The sequence below is a fragment of the Vibrio sp. SCSIO 43132 genome (assembly GCF_019904195.1).
Lineage (GTDB): Bacteria > Pseudomonadota > Gammaproteobacteria > Enterobacterales > Vibrionaceae > Vibrio > Vibrio nigripulchritudo.
The window spans coordinates 2,424,903-2,445,797 of record NZ_CP063199.1 but is presented as its reverse complement, the minus strand read 5'-3'; the positions used below and the strand labels follow the sequence as shown (position 1 = coordinate 2,445,797).

Below are 20,895 nucleotides of genomic sequence, written 5' to 3'. Positions count from 1 at the left end.
GAATGCAAAAAGCAGTAAGCCAAGGTAAGGCGATAAACATAGTAATTGTGGATGACCATCAGGTAGTACTGGATGGTTTCCTCGCCCGGCTAGAAATGGAAGATGAAATTAACGTGGTCGCGACGGCGAGCAATGGTGCAGAAGCCATAGATGCCGTCACCAGAGTGCAACCCGATGTGGTGCTAATGGATGTTAGTATGCCTGTTATGAATGGCATTGAAGCGACCATGATTTTGAAAGAAGAGCACCCAAGTGTGAAAGTGCTGATGCTGACAATGCATGACAACCGTGAATACATCATGAAGGTAATGCAGGCAGGAGCTGTCGGGTACATGCTGAAAGAGATTTCGGCAGAAAAGATGGTTCAGGCCATTAAGACGGTGTATCAAGGTTCCACGTACTTTTGTGAGTCCGTTACACAAACCTTGTTCACCCAGCCCATCACCCCCGCGCAACAAAAACCCAATCCATTAAGCCGCAGAGAAGAAGCGGTGCTTAAATTGGTGGCAGAGGGGCAGAGCAGTAAGAAAATTGCCTCAGCGCTCAACATCAGTTACCGCACGGTTGAAACCCACCGGCAAAACATCAAACACAAGCTGGATCTACACTCTACGGCAGAGTTAGCGAAATACGCGCTAGAGAAAGGTTTGGTTGACTGAGTCCAAGAGAATTAGAGAATCAGAAAGCGAGTGGTGATTCACTCGCTTTTTCTTTATGGCGCAGGCTGTTCGTTTTTGGTGATACTGCCAATTTCCAAAACAGGCGCAACGTCATAGCTTTCGGCATTCATCATTGAAGACAAACGCTGTACTGAAGATAACAGTAAGCTTTGTTCCCATTCTTCCAACTTATGAAATTGATCGATAAAGTTGTCTTGCAGCGGAAGAGGGGCTTTTTCCAAAATGGCTTTGCCTTCATCAGTAAGGTAGGCGTGTACTTTACGCTTGTCGCTCACACTTCTGACGCGCTTAACATAACCATTTCTTTCAAGTCTATCCAGAATGGTGGTGGCAGTAGCCTGGCTCATATTGGTGTTGTTCGACAGTTCCCGTATGGTCACTTCACCCAGTTCTTTGATGGAACGCATCAATATCAACTGAGGACCGGTTAATCCCAGTTCTTTGCCAAGTTTTTTTGAGTGCAGATCGATTGCGCGGATGATTTGTCGTATCGCAATCAGAACTTCTTCGTGTTTTTCCAAATTCTTTATCCGTACCAGTGTTTTCGGGGGTTATATAAAGCTTTTGCTACACAAGAGTCAACAGCGATGTTCGACTCTTGAGTACTTTGACCGTTTATCTCTTTAAAAGATTACTTGGGTATATACCTAAGTAATCTTTTTGATGCATTTGTTAAGAAAACAAACGTGCTCCACAAATATCATAAACGCGACGCTCTCTGTTGAGAGTACAAATGTTTAGACTTCAAAACGAATTCTAGTATTGATTGATTTAAAAATAGCCATTCAAATTGAGAAAACTGAGATTTTAGGACGTTTTTTGAGTTATCTCTGGTTTTAAACGGACATTTTCGATAGGGTTTGTGGGTTTTAAAATCAATGAACTGTTACGTTCACTAACCATTCTGGTGAGGAAAGGTTTCGAATAGGTTCAAAATCAACAAACCTGTTAAGGGTTAAAGAGGAGATATGACAAAAGGAATCGACAAGTACAGTATCGATAGTACCGACTACACGGTTGGTCAGGATAATGTACAGAAGTGGGGATTTGATGTTCATAATCCGGTATTTGGGACCAGTGCTGGTCTTATCATTCTATTTTTAGTTGCTGTACTCATCTCAGACGCGGAAACCGCAAAGTCTACTCTGGATGGTTTGAAGTGGTCGATCATTGGTAAATTCGACAGCCTGTTTATCTGGGCGGGAAACATATTCCTGATCTTCTGTCTGGCACTGATTGTGTCGCCATTCGGCAAAATTCGCTTGGGCGGTCAGGATGCTTCCGCCGACTATTCATTCATGTCCTGGTTGGCGATGTTGTTCGCGGCGGGCATGGGTATCGGTTTGATGTTCTGGAGTGTTGCCGAGCCAGTTGCTTACTTCACTGGCTGGTATGAGACTCCTCTGGGCGTTGAACCAAATACCCCAGAAGCGGCAAAACTTGCCATGGGCGCAACCATGTTCCACTGGGGTCTTCACCCTTGGGCAATTTATGGCATCGTAGCCTTATCGCTTGCGTTCTTTACCTACAATAAAGGGCTTCCGCTTTCTATCCGTTCAATTTTTTACCCTATTCTGGGCGACAGAGCCTGGGGCTGGGCGGGTCACGTTGTAGATGTATTGGCGGTGCTGGCAACTCTGTTTGGCCTGGCGACATCCTTGGGCTTAGGTGCTCAGCAAGCCGCGAGTGGTATCAACCACGTATTCGGTGTGGATGGCGGTATTGGTCTGCAGATTGCGGTAATCGTACTGGTAACATTGCTAGCAGTGGTTTCGGTTTTCCGCGGCATTGATGGCGGTGTTAAGGTCATCAGTAACATCAACATGATCGTGGCGTTTGTGCTGCTAATTTTTGTTGCGTTACTTGGTTACGCGGTTGCCTTTGGTTCTATCCCTTCCACTTTGATGGCATACGTTGAAAACATCATTCCGCTGAGTAACCCACATGGTCGTGAAGACGAGGCGTGGTTCCAGGGCTGGACAGTATTCTACTGGGCCTGGTGGATTTCCTGGTCACCATTTGTCGGCATGTTCATCGCTCGTGTATCGAAAGGCCGTACAGTACGTGAATTCATGGTTGCGGTTCTTCTGGTGCCTACTGCTGTTACGCTGATCTGGATGTCTGTATTTGGCGGTCTGGCGATTGATCAGGTGGTTAATGGTGTTGGTGCTTTGGGTACTGAAGGTCTTAAAGAAGTACCTCTGGCGATGTTCCAGATGTTTGAAGAGCTGCCGTTTAGCACTCTGCTTTCAGTGATTGCCATTCTGCTGGTTATGGTGTTCTTCATCACGTCATCGGATTCAGGATCTCTGGTTATCGATAGCATCACCGCTGGTGGTAAAGTGGATGCACCAGTGATGCAGCGTGTGTTCTGGGCATTCATGGAAGGTGCCATTGCGGCTGCGCTACTTTGGGTAGGTGGCACACAAGCCATTCAGGCCCTGCAAGCAGGTGCGATTTCTACGGCACTGCCGTTTACCTTCATCTTATTGCTAATGTGCGTAAGTTTGTTGATGGGTATGAGAACCGAACGTGTTCGCTAGTCACTACCTGTAAAAGCTAGTACTACCTGTAAAGATAGAAGGCTGCCATTTTAGGCAGCCTTTTTTATAACCAGACTTTTTCGATAGGGGTATCAGGAGAGAAATGATGCTGAATCTGAGCCTGAAGCAGCTCTGCTGTTGCCATGGCGTCCGTTAGTGCATGGTGAGGCGGGTAAACAGGCAGTCCGTAACGCTCGCGAGAAGAACCTAACCGCACTGGCTGACGTTTGTTGCCTTTAAGGCGGTTGAAAATACCCTTGGTATTCATATCCTGCACATAGGATTCAATTTCCATGGTATCCATGACCGGAAACACGATGCCCTCTTCAATCCGGTCTTTTAACGCCGTATCCAAAAATTCTCGTTCGATTTTTCTGTAGTGCACAACCACGACCTTCCCAGCCAAGGCATCCAGTACTTCATCTAATACTCTTCTTAAATCGGGTGCATCCAGAATGTCATTATGAGTGATACCGTGAATCACCACGGACTCTTCCTGAAGCGGGGTGTTGGGGCGAACGATCCAGTGTCTGGCCTGATTGCAGTAAATCCGGTTAAGGTTGAAAGGGACCAGCCCAATGCTGACGATGTCGTCTTTTTCAGCGTCTAAGCCAGTAGTTTCAAAGTCCAGGGCGACAAACGGTACTTTAGACAGAGGAGTATCACCTGAAACAATACCAGTCTGATAGAAGTCATGAAGGCGCTCATCGGTGACAGATTGGGCTTTCTCTTTAAAGCGGCGTTGCCAGTCCGTTTGCCCGCCTAAACGGCTATTTCTGAATAAACTCATACCAGCTCCGACTACTTAAAGGTGTTCGCTTGATAGCGATATTTAAGGAAGTTCTGAGCATTGCTAAGAATCTGGAATGCGTCTTTTAGGTTTCGTCTTTCGAAGTCAGACATGTTGTCTGGTTCGATATTGTTGTCCGGTTCGATCTCTGCCTCTACATCTAAGGCCTGATGGCGAATCCGAACCATAGAAATGAACTCCATTGCATCACGCAAGTCTTCAGCACGACCATTTGGCAGAATCCCCGCGTCTATGATGTCGTCTAAACGCTCAAAGGAGTTTTGAGAGCGAGAACCCACTGCAAGTGCATGAACGCGAATCAAATCAGCGAGTGGGGCAGTGCCACGGCGTTTGAGGTTGATGGAGTTTTTATGCTGACCATCTTTTTCCATCACAAAGCTTTTGAAGAAGCCAAGAGGTGGGGTTCGGCTGATAGCATTACGCGCCAGACAGGCAAGGAAGCGATTATTCTTTCTTGCTCTGCGTACTATGTATCCATTGAGTTGTTCTGCCCACTTGGTTCGCCCATATACGCCATCCAGATCGAAGAAGATCGAGCTGTTGAGCAGAGCTTTGGGGTTTGGATCATCAATCCAGTCATTAAAGCATTCTTCCCATTCGCGGCGCGTCATGCGCCACATAGGGTTAGTTGCCATGATGTCTCCGGTGCAGTAGTTGTATCCGCACTGATCTAAGCCATCGCAGACAAACTTCGCCAGCTTTTCAAAGTAGTCGCCGTGCTGATCCGGCTTATAGCTTTCGTCGAGAATAATGGCATTATCCTGATCGGTGACGATAAGCTGCTCGTCTCTTGCCATGGAGCCTAATGCCAGGAAGCAGTAGGGTACTGGTGGTGGTCCCAGCGTTTCTTCCGCCAGTTCAATGATTCTCTGTTTGAAGCTGCGACCAATCACCGACATGGCGCTGCCCACCATATGAGAGTTGGCGTCTTCATTGACTAAACGAACAAAACTGTCTTTGACCTGCTCGGAAAGGGTCTGCAATTCTTCCATTGTCTGCTGCTGGAAAATACTGCTTACCAGCAACAGGGAGTTCTGAGACTCATAGCGAACAATGTCGGTCGCTTCGATGATACCGAGAGGCTGCTGGTTTTTCACTACGGGAAGGTGGTGAACGTTGTATCGGAGCATGGTCAACATAGCTTCGTAAACGTAGGCATTGTGATCCAGCGAGACTAAGTCTGTGCTCATCACATCGTAAACCGCAGATTGGGGCGACAAACCCGCTGCTAATACACGGGTACAGAGATCTCGGTCAGTGATGATGCCTTTCAGGGGGCTGTCGTCTTCATCGTTTTCAGCGGTTTCGCGATCAAAAACCAACAGCGAAGAGACGTTTTCTTCCGCCATAGTTTGTGCCGCTTCCTGAATCGACTGATCGGAATAAATAGTGACAGGCTCACGAGTAATCAAAGTACGCACTTTGGATGTAGTGAGGTCGTTGGCATCACTGGTGTTGGATACCGCCTGACGGAGCCGGGCTGAATCTTCCACTTCAACGAAATCGGCAAACAGATCGTTTTCATCATATAAGGTCTGGAAAATTGCTTCCGGAATGCAGTAAACGAGGGAGTCTTCAATTGCCGTAACAGGAAAGCGAACTTTGTTGTTCGTCAGCAGACCCATCTGCCCAAAAATGTCGCCTTCATCTAATCGGTTATAAAGCTCTCCGTTACGGCGATAGACTTCCACAACGCCGCTCCGCACAAGATACAAATCGTGGATATGATCGCCAAAATGGATGATGGGTGTCCCCTGACGAAAGTAAGATATTTCTATGTTGCTGGCGACTTTATCAAGCAGCTCTTCTGGCAATGCACTGAAAGGAGGGTACTGGGAGATAAAGGACTTTATTTCTATTATTTCTGCTTGCATAGGAGAGCTGACTGTAGGCTTTTTTATTGTTCTCCATCCTATAGTAATCAACAAAAAAGACCAGTCGAATGACTGGTCTTTAAAATATATTAATACGTAATGTATCGATAACGATTAAAGAACCGCAGCAATACCTTTACACAGTGGACCCATGTTTTCTTTTGTCATACCCGCAACGCTGATACGACCTGAGCCAACGATGTAGATTGCAAATTCTTCTTTCAGGCGGTTAACCTGATCTTTTGACAGACCAGAGAAAGAGAACATGCCATTCTGGCGCTCAATGAAGCTGAAGTCTGCGTCAACGCCTTCCGCTTTCAATGTAGAAACGAACAGCTCACGCATTTCCTGAATACGGTCGCGCATTTCTGCCACTTCTTTTTCCCATTCTGCGCGCAGTGCTTCGTCGTTCAGGATGTGAGTAACAACCGCTGAGCCGTGCGCTGGTGGGTTAGAGTAGATAGAACGGATAATGCTCTTAACCTGAGAGAAGGCTGTTGCAGCAACGTCTTCAGACTTAGCGACAAGCGTAAACGCACCAACACGTTCGTTGTACAGACCAAAGTTCTTAGAGAATGAACTTGCAACCAGAATCTCAGTGTTGTGCTCAGCAAATACGCGTAGACCTGCTGCGTCTTCCTCAACACCTTTTGCGAAACCTTGGTATGCAAAATCAAACAGAGGAAGCAGACCTTTTTCCGCACACAGCTTAGCCAGAGTTTCCCACTCTTCTGCCGTTGGGTCGATGCCCGTTGGGTTGTGGCAGCAGCCGTGAAGAAGAACGATATCGCCAGCACTTGCCGTTTCAAGATCCGCTACCATTGCAGCGAAATCTTTGTCTTTAGTTTCAGCGTTGTAGTAACCGTATTGAGCCGTTTCTAAACCAGCAGCCGTGAATACGCCGTTGTGGTTTGCCCAAGTTGGGTTACTGATCCAGATTTTAGGGCTGTTCAGGTGACGTTTGATGAATTCGCCTGCCACGCGTAGTGCACCCGTACCACCTGGAGCTTGTGCTGTTTTTGCACGTTTAGATGCGACAACATCAGAATCTGCGCCAAATAGTAACTTTTGTACCGCTAAACCGTACTCAGCTGTCCCTTCGATGGTCAGGTAAGATTTGGTTTTTTCTGTTTCAAGAAGTGCAGCTTCCGCTTTTTTAACTGTAGCCAGAACTGGAGTCTGACCTTGTTCATTTTTGTAGATACCCACACCTAGGTTAATTTTTTCTGCGCGGGAATCTTTTTTGAATTCTTCAGTCAGACCAAGGATTGGGTCAGCGGGGGCGGCAATGACTTTTTCAAACATAATCGGCGTCCGTGTTGATTAAATGGGAAAGGTATAAATATACGCTAGTTATACCTTTCCCAGTCACGGGTTACAACCGGATTTCAACAGAAAGTAGTATTTTTCTTTGTTAGGTGGCTCGCAGCTGATCAAGGTCAGAAAAAGCGGGCTAATCTCCTACAAAAACCTAAGATTTTTGCCAGATAAGTCCTGAAAATGCCAAAACTACGTCAACCTTATGCAAATTGCAGATTACCCGTATCAGGATCTTGTTTCGGAGTTTCCTGTTTCATGTCTTTATATTGAGCGGCAATAGCCATAAATTCTTCTTCAATAGCAAGAAAAGCGTCCACGACTTCAGGGTCGAAATGCTTTCCTTTGCCTTCAAGAATGATCCCTTTGGCTTTTTCATGGCTGAAAGCGGGTTTGTATACGCGTTTTGTTATCAATGCGTCATAAACATCGGCCAGTGCCATTAAGCGACCGGACAGTGGAATGCCTTCACCACTCAGTGCATTCGGATATCCAGTACCGTCCCATTTCTCATGGTGGGTTAAGGCGATTTCACGGGCAACGCGAAGAAACGAACTGCTGCCCATGCGCTTTTCAGCAATAGAGAGGGCATCGGCACCTATTTGAGGGTGGCCTTTCATTATCTCGAATTCTTCATCTGTCAGTTTACCCGGCTTGAGTAGCACGGAATCTGGAATGCCCACTTTACCTACGTCGTGCAAAGGTGCCGACTTGTACAGCAGATCAATATAGGAAGGGGTGAGCTGTTCTTTAAGTTTAGGGTGTCCTGAAAGATGAATCGCAAGCGCTTTGACATATTCCTGTGTACGCAGAATATGAGCGCCTGTCTCGTTGTCTCGTGATTCTGCCAATGCCGCCAGACTGACAATGGCCACGTCACGTGTGGTTTTCACTTCGTCTTGCGAGTCTTGCAACGAATCGAGCATTTGGTTGGTCATTCGTGCCATGGCTCCCAGTTCATCGTTCTGGGCAACGGGTAGGCGAGCATCAATATTGCCATTAGTCACCTGTATCAGAGCTCTTTCCTGACTGATCAGGATTTGCTTCATCAGCTTCGCCCAGAGCAACATAATGGTAATGGCATAACCAGTTAATACAGCGGAGATGTAGATGAACTCTTTCAGAATACTAAGCTTGCCTGAACCGTCATGCAGCGCTTCCGGTGTGTTTTCCAGCCAGTGGATGTCTTTAAACGCGACCATGCTCATCATTATGGCAAGAGTACAAAGCAGCAGGACTACCAGAGTAATCATCTGCTTGACCAAGGAGCGACGTTTGCCCATTAAGTTAAAGCTGGCTTGGTTTTGCTTTAGTAAATCGTTGAAGCTGTTTATCTGATGGCTCAAATGCAAAATACTGCCAGTGAAGAAACCAAACAGAGTCATCCCGAATAGCACCTTGAGGTTGCTGTCGTATGGGAAGTCGTAAACTGTGCGATAGAAGAGCGAGAAAGGGACGCTCATAAAGAAAAAGAGTGCGGTGTCCAGCTTGATGTAATTCACATCTTCCTTGTTTACCAAGGATCGGGTAATTGCCATACGTATCACAAACATCACACTGAATACAACGCCGGTATGAACCAGTACTTCTTCCAATGTGAGGGTTTCCAGCATTGGGCAGACACGCCCCCCGTAAATACCGAATATCAAGCCGGCAATGGTGTACAGCTTAAAAGTTAATGATGTATTGAAGTCCTGAAATTTCATAGGACAATCCTTTCTGGTTCTGTGACCTGTTTTATCTTTTGTTCAGTCTAGCATTTTAATGAGTTTCTACACTCAAATGACCGCTCATGATGAGCTTTATATCACTACGTTGTAATTATCTAGACCCGATTATGATTCTTTTCATTTCAGCTTACCTAGGGCGCAAGCAAAGCCGGGTATATACCAAAGTCTCTTAAGAACTTTTGGGTATAAGTGCTGAAAATAAAAACGCCACTCCCGAGAGAGTGGCGTTTTCGGTAAGATTAAAAAATCTTAGAAGTTTGCGCTGCGTGGCGTACGTGGGAAAGGAATCACGTCGCGAACGTTACCCATACCTGTTACGTAAGAAACCAGACGCTCAAAGCCCAGACCGAAGCCCGCGTGTGGCACTGTGCCGTATTTACGCAGATCGCGGTACCAGCTCATGTGTTCTGGGTCGATACCCATTTCACGCATACGAGCATCCAGAACGTCTAGGCGCTCTTCACGCTGTGCACCACCGATGATTTCACCGATACCCGGAGCCAGTACATCCATAGCAGCCACGGTTTTGCCGTCTTCGTTAGAACGCATGTAGAAAGCTTTGATGTCTTTCGGGTAGTTCTTCACGATAACTGGCGCTTTGAAGTGCTCTTCTGCCAGGAAGCGCTCGTGCTCAGAAGACATATCGATACCCCATTCAACAGGGAATTCGAATTCACGACCAGAATCCAGAAGAATCTGGATAGCGTCTGTGTAGTCTACTTGAGCAAAATCAGAAGCAACGAATTGCTCTAGGCGAGTAATGGCTTCTTTGTCGATACGCTGAGCGAAGAACTCAAGATCGTCGCGGCATTCTGCAAGTACGGCTTCAAATACGTATTTCAGCATGTCTTCAGCCAGCTTCGCGATGTCTTCAAGATCCGCAAATGCCACTTCAGGCTCAACCATCCAGAATTCCGCAAGGTGGCGACTGGTGTTCGAGTTTTCTGCTCGGAACGTAGGTCCGAACGTGTACACTTTGCTTAGGGCACACGCATAAGCTTCTGCGTTTAGCTGACCAGATACAGTCAGGAACGTCTCTTTACCGAAGAAATCTTCGTTGAAGTCCACGTCGCCTTTTTCAGTGCGAGGCAGGTTTTCCATGTCTAGCGTTGAAACGCGGAACATTTCACCAGCGCCTTCTGCATCGGAAGCAGTGATAAGCGGAGCAGATACCCAGAAGTAGCCTTGCTCGTGGTAGAAGCGGTGAATCGCCTGAGACAGACAGTTACGTACGCGTGCAACTGCACCGATAACGTTTGTGCGAGGGCGAAGGTGCGCAACTTCACGAAGGTACTCAATTGAGTGACGTGTTTTTGCCATTGGGTAAGTTTCAGCATCTTCAATCCAGCCAACTACCTTCACACCAGTAGCGGCAAGTTCAAAATCCTGACCTTCTGCTGGAGATTCAACAATCTTACCTGTTACTTCAACAGAGCAGCCAGTTGTTAGCTTAAGCACTTCGTCTTCGTAATTATTAAGATTATTTGGGACCACGGCCTGAATCGGGTCGAAACAAGAGCCGTCATAAATGGCAAGGAAAGAGATTCCGGCTTTGGAATCACGACGTGAACGGATCCAGCCTTTAACAGTGACTTCACTGTCTACAGCTAGCTTACCGCTTAGTACGTCTTTTACAGGCGCGTAAGTCATGTTTGTTATATTCTCCATAGAGGTCAAAATACAACCCGACTGAGCGGTTTTTAATCGCTCAGTCGGGTTAGAAATCATTTCTTTAATTTCAACCTGACATATTACCTGTCAATTCATCAGCTTCAACCTTTAATATCGCTTGGCAGGGTAAATTGATTCAGTAATGATTCGAGTTCTTCCGACAAATGTTCAAGATTTAGACTGATCTCTCGCGTTTGACGGGCTGAAGCAGAGGTTTGATCCGCATGTAGGGTAATGGTTTCTATCTTCTGACTAACATTTGTACTAACAGATGTCTGAAGTTTGACCTGCTCCTGAATACTGGTTGCATGCGAGTTAGCCTGTTGCATTTCACTCACGACTTCTTTCAGGGTGCATGAGAGGGATTCGATAGATTCTGCGCGGGAGTGAGCTTGTTGGCACACCTCATCAACCGAGTTTAACGACTGAACGCTGCCTTGCTGAAAATCGGCAATGATGTTTTCAATGCTGCCCGTGGCCTCTTGTGTTCGGCTGGCCAGTTGTCGCACTTCATCGGCAACCACGGCAAACCCTCGACCTTGTTCTCCCGCCCTTGCCGCCTCTATAGCCGCATTTAATGCGAGCAGGTTCGTTTGTTCTGCAATGCCCTTTATGACTGAAAGAATCGAAGACACTTCACCGGTTTGCTCGTTCAAATCGGAGATCATGCCTTTTACCGATTCGATGTCTCCAACCAGGTTCTGAATATCTTCGCTCGCATTGTGTGACTGTGCTGAGCTGGATTTCGCGGTTTCGGTGGTGTGAGTAATTAATGCTGAGGCGTCAGTAGTGGCGTTTTCAATGCACTGCTGCTGTTCTTGCAGCTCAGCAATATTCTGATTAACTTCAGCAGTCTCCTGTTGCTGATTGTTCGCCGCGTGGTCGTTATCTTTTGCCACATTCGTTAACTGAGTGGCGGATTCAGCAAGAGAATGCGAGGTTTTCTGAACCTGCCACATGCTGGATGCCACACTGTCTAATAAATGGTTGATGTCTTTTGATAGTTGACCAACTTCATCCTTTTGCTTTGTATCAAGCCGGATAGAAAGATCTTTGTTTGAGCTGACCTGTTCCATCAAGCGAGAAGTCATTTTTAGCGGGTTGACCACGATTTTCCTTATCATGCTCAGTGCAATCAAAAAACCGACCGCGGCAATCGCCGTCATGATAGCGACCGCAATAATGGTTCGCTGGCTGATAAGTTGGTTCAGATGGCTTAGGTTATATTCAAGCCTGATGGCACCTAACACTTCGCCTTCTTTCGCCATGTGGCAATTGATGCAGTTTGTCCCGCGATAGTTGTCGCTGGCTTTCATTGGCAAAGCCACCACAATGCCTTTGCCCCAATCCGCAGAGATGCTTTCAATAACGGTTTCACCGGCTAAGGCACGCTGATCGATGTTGTCGATGGCAGACTGGTTTTCGCCTCCCGCACCATACAGGCGAGATACGGCCTCTGCCCGCAAAACCCGGACATTTTCAATCCCGTCTTGGGCAAGCGCTTTTTCCCGTAACGTCTCTTTCTGGCTCATGGTGCCAGTGAGCATCATCATGTTCAGGCTGTCGAAGTAGTTACCTGCCTTGTCCAGCAGTTGCTCGCTTAATACCGTATAGATTAAGTTGCGTTGCTGAAAATACTGGTAACCCGTAGAAGATGCCAATACTAAAGTAAATACTGACACCAGCGTGAAAAGCAGTTTATAGGTAATAGACACGTTCATTGGCTGACTTTTTATTTTGATTATTAAATTAATTGAGCAACAGATAATGCTCTGGTGTTATTTTAAGTTAATAAAAAGTTAAGTTGTCTCAGTTTTAATTGTTACTGTGAACTTAGTAATGAATAATTAATATAAATTGATTTAGAACAAATTTATTTAAATATTACCTGACATAAATACTCGGTTATTTGTACATTCTGTTAATATTTTAAAATACAAAATAAATATGATCAGGTTTGGTTTAATTTATCTATTAGACTTTAGTTGATAATGTTTTTGGCGAATTTTAAAGAAAGAGGACAAAGAAACTTAATTAGAATGCGCTAATTATCCTTTCACGTTGAGTGATACTTAGCCGATAAAGCATCGAGTTGCCCTTACGCTGACAAGACACTGACATAGCGCTGGTTTGAGTGCGATAAAACGCAACCTTTCACTTGTTGCTGCATAAGGAAACTGGTATGTCGGAAGAGGTAATGAGGCACGAAACTGGGGTTTCTGCTCATCTGGAAGGTGACGAACTCACAAGTCATGCTTCAAATAGAAAGTTGCGTATATTCTTAATTTTCCTATTTTTTGCCCTTTCTGGGTACTACCTTTGGGTGCTGTATTTAATTGCGACCCCACAAGTGAGCCTGTCTTATCAAACCTATTACATGGACACAAGAACACTTTACTGGGGTAGAGATAAAGAAACATTTGCCATTCCTGAGTCGGGCATGGTCAATATTACAGAAAAAAGCCCGCTGCTGACGAGAGAAGGGTGGAGAAAGAAAATAGTGGAGGGACATCGCCCGCTAAATTCTGCTGGAGGGTTATTATTTTCTTCCACTCCAGACAAAGCTGAAAGAATAACAATTTCACTGTCGAGAGATGCTTCAGAATTACCCAGAATAGATTTTTATTTGAACGACGTACCATTAGAGCCGAATTACTTCAGAAATAAAATTACGCTCAAGTTCTCGATGAACCAATTAAATAAAGAAAATCTAAATTATCTAAAAATAAAGCCTATGGAATCCGTTAATGTTCAGTCGGTGGTGTTCCAATGAGTACAGTTCAACTTGCCAAAACTCCTCTGGTAGACAAAACATCTTCTTCTCTACCAGATATTTCCTTAACCAAAGAAGACTGGATCACCATTGTTTTAGCTGTTCTGGTAAGCCGGATCGTTCTCTACTTCATTGGGTTGGTTGGGGTTGATGTTTTTAAAACGGTTGATACCAGCGAGCTGACAGCCTGGCAAACAATCTGCCGGTTTGATTGCGTCTGGTTCAGAAGAATGATCGATTACGGCTACGACCTGTACCCGAAATGGTTGAGTAACAAAAACGCAGCAAACTGGGCGTTTATGCCGGTAACTCCGTTCTTGGGCAAGCTATTGATGCCAATTTTTGGCGATGGAAAAATCACATTGGTGATTGTTTCTAACCTTGCATTTTTGATCAGCGTGCCTGTTTTCATCATGGCGCTGAAACAAATGGGCATAAGTGAAAAAGGTCAAAAGCACGCAATCTGGTTAATGTGTTTTTCACCGTTTACCGTTTATTCAATGGCAGGGTATGCCGAACCCTTATTTATTGCATTAGTGAGTGGGGTTTTCCTTTGCGCGTATCGGGAACAATGGCTTTGGGCTGCCATACTCGGGCTGATAGCCGCCATCACCCGTAATCTGGGCGTGATGCTGGTTTTCTCGTTACTGATCATTGCCATTCAGCATTACGGATTCAGAAACCTTTTCACATTCAGGTTACCCGCATTAAGAGCGGTTACCGCAATTTGGGTGGTTCCATTAGGTTTCTTTGGTTTTATGACCTTCCTCTATTTCCAATCAGGAGACGCCCTGGCTTTCGGGCATATCCAGATAGCGTGGGGTAGGGTTTTTACTCACCCAATAGACTGGATAGAATACGGCTTTGAAAGGGGAGGGTCGAAGCTTTACCTCACACTGGTTGGTCTGGCTGGGTTTGCGATGGTCGGTTACTTGTGCATGAAGAAGTATTTCGCAGAAGCGATCTTTATGTTTATCAACCTCTATCTCCCGTTCTCATCAAGCCTGAATGCGATGCCGAGATACCTGTTTGGGTTGTATCCAGCGTTCTTCTGCATTGTGCTGTTGTTAGAACGTTATCCAAGAGCCAGAACCCCGGTGCTCTGTTCCTTCGCCGCTTTCGCCCCCATCATCACCATTGGGTTCTTCTCGCGAGCGTTCTTTACGCTATAAACGTATACCCATAACCTCAAATCACCGATACCCGCATAGCATCTAGATCCCGAGCTCGCGGGTTTCTGCTTTAAGTAAAGAGGGTCGAGAACATTCCTTCTTTTTATACCAAACCGTTCGAATGAACCGGATATTCCAAAGTGTTGCTGCCTTGTCCACTTTTCTCGAAAAGTAATCTAGTTCTGTGAATGACGCTTCTGTCTCAAAAGCCGATTTAGTCAAAGATTACATAAAGATATGTGTTATATATTTCGCCTAATAAGAATGTTATGTGAAGATCTGTGGATAAATTATATGGATAGTTTGTTGCATAAGTATTGTTATATCTAGAAAGGAAACCAGCGGAATGAAAAAAGAGTTTATTCTAAAAATAGCGTTATCAAACTCGATAATTGCAGCGTTCCAGAGAGGAAATGTATATCGTAAGAAGACAAAAGATGAAAAAGAAACTTCTTATAACCGAGAAAAAAATGGACTTCGAGATACTGTAAAGACAGAGCTTTTTGCACTCGAAGAGGTATACCAACGTAAAGTTGATAACAAAGATCATATAAACAACATCTCGGCTATCGTAGTAAACGTCACTCAGAAGCATAGTGAGATCCTGAATCAAGGCGAGTTTCGTGTAGGAACGGCACAAAAGGCTGTTAACTTGTATTTAAAGTTTCTTTGGGTGTATGGGTATATTCCTCAAGAACCGCCTCATATCCCGCTAGATGGTATTGTCCTGAGAGCCATCAGTTCTAAAGTTAATTGGACTGAAATGAATTGCATTAAGGAATATGAGTTCTTAATAAACGAAGCTAAAGAAACGGCGCAAGAGGCTAACTTGTCTCTTTCTGAGTGGGAAATGAACCTCTGGAATAAAATCGCATAGGTATAACAAAGGCATCAAGGTGACGCGTTACACTCGGCGGCTTTGATACGGTGTTCAGTGGGCTTGGTTATTTAGTCGCGGCGTATCTTATGCCTAGCGTTAGCTGTATAGTCAAGTTGTTGCATTTAAATTGTGGACATATTAGTTATGTTCTGGAAAGATTCACCTCCTGTATCTATCGAAACTAAACTACGGGAAGGGATAACAATGTTTTCTAAAGCGATTAACAAACTAATGGGCTCGAATGCAGACCAAGCTAGTATTGCTGAAAAGAAAGGTGACTTAAAAAGCAGCGATGTTTCTCTTGAGGAAGCTCAAGAAAAATACAATGATGAATTTAGCGACGACAGCTTTTGGGAAAAATGTAAGAACTATGCCACGTCAATTGGTAAAGGCGGGTTAGAAAAAGCGTTTACTTTGTATTATGCAACTGAACATAAAGATTGTACATTGGCCCACAAAACGGCTATTTACGGAGCGCTTGGTTATCTTATATCGCCAATTGACGCCATTCCTGATCTCACTCCGATACTAGGGTATACCGATGATATTGGACTAATTGGTACTGCTTTAGTAGCTGTTGCGTCTTGTATCGATGACGGTGTTATCGAGCAAGCTCAACAGAAAGTAGAAAACCTTCTGAGCTAACTAATTAATAGAACTAACACATATAAGCCTTCCGTCTGTCAATAGGCAATAACATTCTATTGGCTGCGATAGCAGCCAATCCATCTCTAATCCTATACGCATAGGTGGCATATTTGCTATGTTAGTCAGGAGCTTAGGGCGAGTAACGGATTTGTGGATAATGACTTTTCTGTCCGAGTCGACGATGTGGATACTAAAGTGATTTTTCGCTAGGTCGATACCGCCAAAATAAGAACAAGACATGGTGCCTCCAGTGTTAATCGATACCACCTCAGTGTGGCAGATTCTAGGAAGGGGGGAATCCATGTCATTCGTTATGCAGCAAAGTATGTATTGCGTCAGTTAAGCATGATAAAATGAAATAAAAAATTGAGAAGTTCATGAATCATTTAGCAACTATTGATAGAGACATAGAAAACAAAATTTCTCACGAAGAGACAGTAAGAAAGGTGTATCTATCCTATCCAACTTTTGCTTTTGTGGGTAAAGAGGACTTGAAGTATGAAATTTTCGATGAAATTAGCAACTTTTTTAAAGTTCCCTTTACTTCAATACAAGCTACAGGCTCTGGTCAAATAGGTCGAAGTTTGCACAAAAAAAGAGATTTTCAAGATAAAAAATCAGACCTAGATATTGCGATTATTGATTCTTCATTGTTCATTGAGTACATGGAAATTGTTTCTAAAGAAACTAATGGATACAGAGAAGTAGATAAGTTCCCCAGGGATACCGAACAGGGAGGAGCAGTGAAGGACAAATACTTGTCGTATTTGAGCAAAGGTATTTTTAGACCTGATTTAATGCCAAATTGTACAAAAAGAGCTGAGATTAGAAGCTTTTTTGGTAAGTTATCTACAAAGCACTCCAGTTTATTCAAATCTATAGATGCAGGAATATATTTGTCAGAGTGTTTCTTTGAAAAGAAACAAAGAACAGCAATAGAACTGCATGTAAAAAACAAGGAAACAACAATATAATGATTGCTTATAAAGTTAGATCAGTTTCATTATTGAATCTTATAAATGATATTAACAAAGAGTTGCTGATTCCTGATGCCTATTTTCAAAGAAACCTTGTGTGGTTAGAATCACACAAGAAGGACTTTATAAAAACAATATTATTGGGATTTCCTTTCCCAGAAATATTTATTTCTAAAGGTAAAATAGACGTAGAGAAAATGACTACGGTTTCCTGCATAGTTGATGGGCAGCAAAGAACGAATGCAATTAAATCTTTCATTGCAAATGAATTTGAAGTAGATGGTAAGTTTTATAAGGATCTTGTAGAGGAAGATAAATCTAATTTTCTTAAATATGAAATTGCTGTAATTGAGCTTGATCTTGAAAATGATGACCCTAAAGTTAAAGAAATTTTCCAAAGAATTAATAGAACTTCTAACTCTTTAACGACTATAGAAAAGTTAGCGTCAGAATATTCGACGTCTGAATATATGTTGGTTGCTAAATTGTTAACTGATCAGGTTGATATTGCTAAAAAAGCCAAGAACTTCAAGTCAGATCCGAATATATCAGATGAATTTTACCTTTGGGCTGAGAAACAAAAAATAAACAAAACAGTAAAGCTTTTTACTTCAAAAAATATATTTACAGTTAGAGAAATTTCAAAGAAAAACAACCTGATGTATGTCTTAAATATTTTGTCGACGGCAATCGGTGGCATATATAATAGAAATGATAGAGTTACAGAATATCTTAATGACTTATCTGATGGATTTGATATGAAGTCCGATCTAATAGAAAACTTTGAAACTGTATCTGGATTGTTTGCTCAACTTAAATTAAGGCAAAAATCTTACTGGAACAACAAAGCTAACTTCTTTAGTCTTTTCTTAGCAATGTACTTTACGGTAGAAACAGGTGCTGATATAAATATTGATACTTTGAAAAGTAAGCTTGAAGAGTTTGAGTCTCAGTTACCAGGAGACTATAAGCTTTCAGCTACTGAGGCAGTTAATAATAAGTCTGAACGTTTACTAAGAAATGAATATTTAACGACCTTAGTTCAATCTTCGATATAATTGCATAACAAAACGTTCAAGTCAGATTCCCAACGCTTGGCATTTTTAGTGTTAATCGTTGGGTTTTGTGTTTATGGTGGTCAATGGACTTCTAGCTGTTTTACTTCATATATGTGAAATGCTGTTTTCAGTACCTAAATTGAATTTCATCAGCGATTACTTCTTTTATTCCCTGCTTATTCAGTGGAGCCTGAGCGGTCTATTTCTTACAGCTAAACCGGGTAAAGAATCTTACCTGAGGCATAGCCCGAACACAGCGACTAGAATGGCTGCTTCAATGGAAGAAGGCCAGAAAGGTAACGAAAAGCAGTCAAACTTTGATGTAGGTATCAGCATGCTTCTGTTCATATCTGGGGCATTTTGTTTGCTTATGTGCCTAATGTTGTAATGTACAGCGCATATAAGTACTCCTCGTTCATTGGAGCACTAGATAGTCACCAGTTTACCCAAGCTGATCCTGTTTAAATCGTATTCACTCCCTTCAATAATGCGCGCCACTACACACTTTCAATCCTATACGCATTAGTAGCATATTTGCTATGTTAGTCAGCAGGTTAGAGCGAATTTCTAGTTTGTGGAGAATGACGTCCGTTAGTGGCTGCTGCTTAGTTACCAAAGTGATTTTTCGTTAAGTCGATACCACTACAGAGTGGCAGAACGTCAGAAAGGGAAGCTCGTTTCGTTCGTTATGTTTATTGAGGGAGAATATGAATAATACTTTATTAAAGGTATTAGCTTGTAGCTGCGTCTTTTTATCCGGTTGCAATTTTAAAACGACTTCTGATGGCAAGGTTGTCGCATGTAGTGATTCCGTTGAACCAGCTATTAAGGTTGAAGTTATAGATAAAGAAACGGGGTATCGTATTTCTTGTGGAGCTTCAATTGTCATTCGTGATGGTGAATTTTCCGAAGAAAGAAGCAACCCTCATGGCACAGGTTGCGATAACTCAAAGGCTTTACTTGGCGCATACGAGCGTGAAGGAACATATAAAGTATCTGTATTTAAAGATGGTTATCTTGATTGGAGCACAGAAGGCATTGAGGTATCTTCAAATGTTTGCCACGTCAATACGATAACGATTCAGGCATACTTGGAAAAATAAACACCATAAGCAGTTCAATCAGACCGAAAATGTATGGCGCTTTTGAGTGTTATTAAAGCTAAATACGGCGATTTGGTTATTGTTCTGTTTGCTGTCTAAGCGGGTACTATATTTCATTCAATGTCGAGGGAACGATGCAAGATAAAAGAGTAAAAGACGTATATAACTCTTACTTTCATTTTAGTAATGAGCGAACGCTTTCAACAGATTTGGCAAGTGAGCTTTTTACGGTTGAAGCTGGTGGGTGTGCTGTTTATGTGGACAAAACACGCAAGTATGACAACCAGATAATCATTCATGGTGCATGTAGTTCAGAAGCGTTAGAGAGTCACCTGATGCTGTTTGAAGATAGTTTTTCTCCCGAGATTTCTATAGAGCCTCAGGCAATTACAAATGAACTGAAATCATGGCTATCAAACCGCGGATTTGCACCAGTTTTTGAGCATGAATTTCTCGAACTAAGAGCGTCAAACTATGCGGTGTCCACAGACGTTTCAGACCAAGTTTCAGTTGAACGCTGGGATTATAATAAGGTCGATGAGTTTTTAGCTTTACTCAAAACGTCAGGATTAAAGTGTACAAACGAAATCTGGGGAAAGAAGCGCTCGCTTTATTGCTCTGATACGTTTCGTTGTTATGTTGCAAAAATAGATGGTAAGCCTTGTGCTTGGGCAACAAGTTTTATCGAAAATGAGTACGCAATTTTAGCTAACGCGTATACCCAAGAGATCTACCGTTCTAACGGGTGTCAGACTGCCTTACTGAGAGCTCGAATCGAAGACGCAATATCTTTAGGCGCTGAAGTGATCTTAACGGACGTAATGCCAAGCAGTACCAGCAGCAAGAACTGTAAATCCGTAGGGTTTAGCAGTGTTGGTATTCGAAGCGTTTGGTGTAAAGGGTAGGTATATAACGTGTGATGCCAGCTCTTACCATAAAGTCATTATCATCTTTCTTATCTCGGTGAATCCTACGACTTTAACGGGATTTATGACTTCTAACAGGTCTTTGTAAGTGGTGTTGAGTACGATATTTCAGCCATCAATGGATAAAGTTGCTGAAAGCCTCGAACTCATGTACAAAACATCTTTTAATGTAATAAGGGATAGGTTGCATGAAGTTGGTAGTTCGTCAGGTGGCTCTGGAAGATGCAGAAGGCATTACTAATGTACTCAATCCAATCATTTCTGAAGGTTTATACACGGTTCTAGACACGACCTTTACTCCAGAAGAAGAAAAAGAGTTTATTGCTCGTTTCCCTGAGCGTGGTGTGTTTACCGTAGCGCTGTCTGAACTCGATTCTAAAGTTGTTGGTTTTCAAAATATTGAGCCGTTCGATCAATACACAAAGGCTTTTGAGCATGTTGGCATAATTGGTACGTTTGTTTGCGAAAGTGCTCGTGGTCTCGGTGTCTCTAAACAACTTTTTGAGTCTACGTTTGCGGTCGCTAAGCAAAAGGGATATGAAAAGCTATTTGCTTACGTCCGCCGCGATAATGAGCGTGCGCTGGCTGCTTACGTTAGACAAGGCTTTGAAATAGTAGGTACTGCGAAAAAGCACGCAAAAGTTCGGGGTGAATACATTGATGAAGTTCTTATCGAGAAGTTTTTGTAGGCGTGGTCTGGCTACCTTGATGATTTGGTGAACTATTCGCTAA

General features: G+C 43.5%; 18 protein-coding genes and 1 pseudogene. 11 read left to right on the top strand and 8 right to left on the bottom strand.

The window, feature by feature from the left end; genetic code table 11:
* Positions 1 to 2: 2 nt before the first annotated feature.
* Positions 3 to 659 (top strand): response regulator transcription factor, encoded by a 657-nt coding sequence (locus INR79_RS10915; protein WP_223094173.1) that lies wholly within the window; start codon positions 3 to 5, stop codon positions 657 to 659.
* A 53-nt stretch (positions 660 to 712) separates the two neighbouring features.
* Here INR79_RS10915 and INR79_RS10910 read toward each other — a convergent pair whose 3' ends face one another.
* Complete coding sequence (locus INR79_RS10910; protein WP_045961127.1) at positions 713 to 1,201, bottom strand: MarR family winged helix-turn-helix transcriptional regulator; 489 nt, start codon at positions 1,199 to 1,201, stop codon at positions 713 to 715.
* 447 nt (positions 1,202 to 1,648) lie between these two features.
* Here INR79_RS10910 and INR79_RS10905 point away from each other — a divergent pair, with 447 nt between their 5' ends.
* The gene (locus INR79_RS10905) at positions 1,649 to 3,223 is read left to right on the top strand and encodes a BCCT family transporter (protein WP_004400167.1); all 1,575 of its coding nucleotides are present in this window, start codon (positions 1,649 to 1,651) and stop codon (positions 3,221 to 3,223) included.
* A gap of 64 nt (positions 3,224 to 3,287) precedes the next feature.
* Here INR79_RS10905 and INR79_RS10900 read toward each other — a convergent pair whose 3' ends face one another.
* From INR79_RS10900 to INR79_RS10875, 6 genes are all read right to left on the bottom strand, one after another.
* Positions 3,288 to 4,013, bottom strand: coding sequence for a 3'-5' exonuclease (locus INR79_RS10900; protein ID WP_223094171.1), 726 nt, complete (start codon positions 4,011 to 4,013; stop codon positions 3,288 to 3,290).
* 11 nt (positions 4,014 to 4,024) lie between these two features.
* Positions 4,025 to 5,908 carry a DUF294 nucleotidyltransferase-like domain-containing protein gene (locus tag INR79_RS10895; protein WP_022596147.1) on the bottom strand — a complete coding sequence of 628 codons (1,884 nt, stop codon included), beginning with the start codon at positions 5,906 to 5,908 and terminating at the stop codon, positions 4,025 to 4,027.
* 114 nt (positions 5,909 to 6,022) lie between these two features.
* Complete coding sequence (locus INR79_RS10890; protein ID WP_022550937.1) at positions 6,023 to 7,213, bottom strand: amino acid aminotransferase; 1,191 nt, start codon at positions 7,211 to 7,213, stop codon at positions 6,023 to 6,025.
* A gap of 215 nt (positions 7,214 to 7,428) precedes the next feature.
* The gene (locus INR79_RS10885; protein ID WP_223094169.1) at positions 7,429 to 8,931 is read right to left on the bottom strand and encodes an HD domain-containing phosphohydrolase; all 1,503 of its coding nucleotides are present in this window, start codon (positions 8,929 to 8,931) and stop codon (positions 7,429 to 7,431) included.
* Positions 8,932 to 9,204: 273 nt separating this feature from the next.
* Complete coding sequence (gene asnS, locus INR79_RS10880) at positions 9,205 to 10,605, bottom strand: asparagine--tRNA ligase (RefSeq protein WP_223094167.1); 1,401 nt, start codon at positions 10,603 to 10,605, stop codon at positions 9,205 to 9,207.
* Positions 10,606 to 10,727: 122 nt separating this feature from the next.
* Entirely contained in the window at positions 10,728 to 12,347 is a 1,620-nt protein-coding gene (locus INR79_RS10875) for a methyl-accepting chemotaxis protein (RefSeq protein WP_223094165.1), read from the bottom strand.
* Positions 12,348 to 12,808: 461 nt separating this feature from the next.
* On the opposite strand from INR79_RS10875, the gene INR79_RS10870 reads away from it, so the two are divergent.
* The 4 genes from INR79_RS10870 (at position 12,809) to INR79_RS10855 (ending at position 16,096) form a co-directional block, all read left to right on the top strand.
* Positions 12,809 to 13,399 (top strand): hypothetical protein, encoded by a 591-nt coding sequence (locus tag INR79_RS10870; RefSeq protein WP_223094163.1) that lies wholly within the window; start codon positions 12,809 to 12,811, stop codon positions 13,397 to 13,399.
* Entirely contained in the window at positions 13,396 to 14,571 is a 1,176-nt protein-coding gene (locus tag INR79_RS10865) for a hypothetical protein (protein WP_223094161.1), read from the top strand. The genes INR79_RS10870 and INR79_RS10865 overlap by 4 nt, the downstream gene beginning before the upstream one ends.
* Before the next feature lie 346 nt (positions 14,572 to 14,917).
* Positions 14,918 to 15,448 (top strand): hypothetical protein, encoded by a 531-nt coding sequence (locus INR79_RS10860; protein ID WP_223094159.1) that lies wholly within the window; start codon positions 14,918 to 14,920, stop codon positions 15,446 to 15,448.
* 207 nt (positions 15,449 to 15,655) lie between these two features.
* Positions 15,656 to 16,096, top strand: a complete 441-nt coding sequence (locus INR79_RS10855; protein ID WP_223094157.1) for a YkvA family protein — start codon at positions 15,656 to 15,658, stop codon at positions 16,094 to 16,096.
* 84 nt (positions 16,097 to 16,180) lie between these two features.
* Here INR79_RS10855 and INR79_RS10850 read toward each other — a convergent pair.
* Positions 16,181 to 16,339 (bottom strand): annotated as a pseudogene (locus INR79_RS10850) (IS110 family transposase); the annotation flags it as partial.
* A 137-nt stretch (positions 16,340 to 16,476) separates the two neighbouring features.
* Between INR79_RS10850 and INR79_RS10845 the strand changes: the two are divergent.
* The 5 genes from INR79_RS10845 to INR79_RS10825 all read left to right on the top strand — a co-directional run bounded on the left by INR79_RS10845 (position 16,477) and on the right by INR79_RS10825 (position 20,852).
* Positions 16,477 to 17,073: a hypothetical protein gene (locus INR79_RS10845; RefSeq protein ID WP_223094155.1), complete on the top strand. Its 597-nt coding sequence runs from the start codon at positions 16,477 to 16,479 to the stop codon at positions 17,071 to 17,073.
* Complete coding sequence (locus INR79_RS10840) at positions 17,073 to 18,134, top strand: DUF262 domain-containing protein (RefSeq protein ID WP_223094153.1); 1,062 nt, start codon at positions 17,073 to 17,075, stop codon at positions 18,132 to 18,134. The genes INR79_RS10845 and INR79_RS10840 overlap by 1 nt, the downstream gene beginning before the upstream one ends.
* Positions 18,135 to 18,841: 707 nt before the next feature.
* Entirely contained in the window at positions 18,842 to 19,237 is a 396-nt protein-coding gene (locus INR79_RS10835; protein WP_045961092.1) for a hypothetical protein, read from the top strand.
* 134 nt (positions 19,238 to 19,371) lie between these two features.
* Entirely contained in the window at positions 19,372 to 20,142 is a 771-nt protein-coding gene (locus tag INR79_RS10830) for a GNAT family N-acetyltransferase (protein WP_223094151.1), read from the top strand.
* 209 nt (positions 20,143 to 20,351) lie between these two features.
* Positions 20,352 to 20,852, top strand: a complete 501-nt coding sequence (locus tag INR79_RS10825) for a GNAT family N-acetyltransferase (protein WP_223094149.1) — start codon at positions 20,352 to 20,354, stop codon at positions 20,850 to 20,852.
* Positions 20,853 to 20,895: the final 43 nt, after the last annotated feature.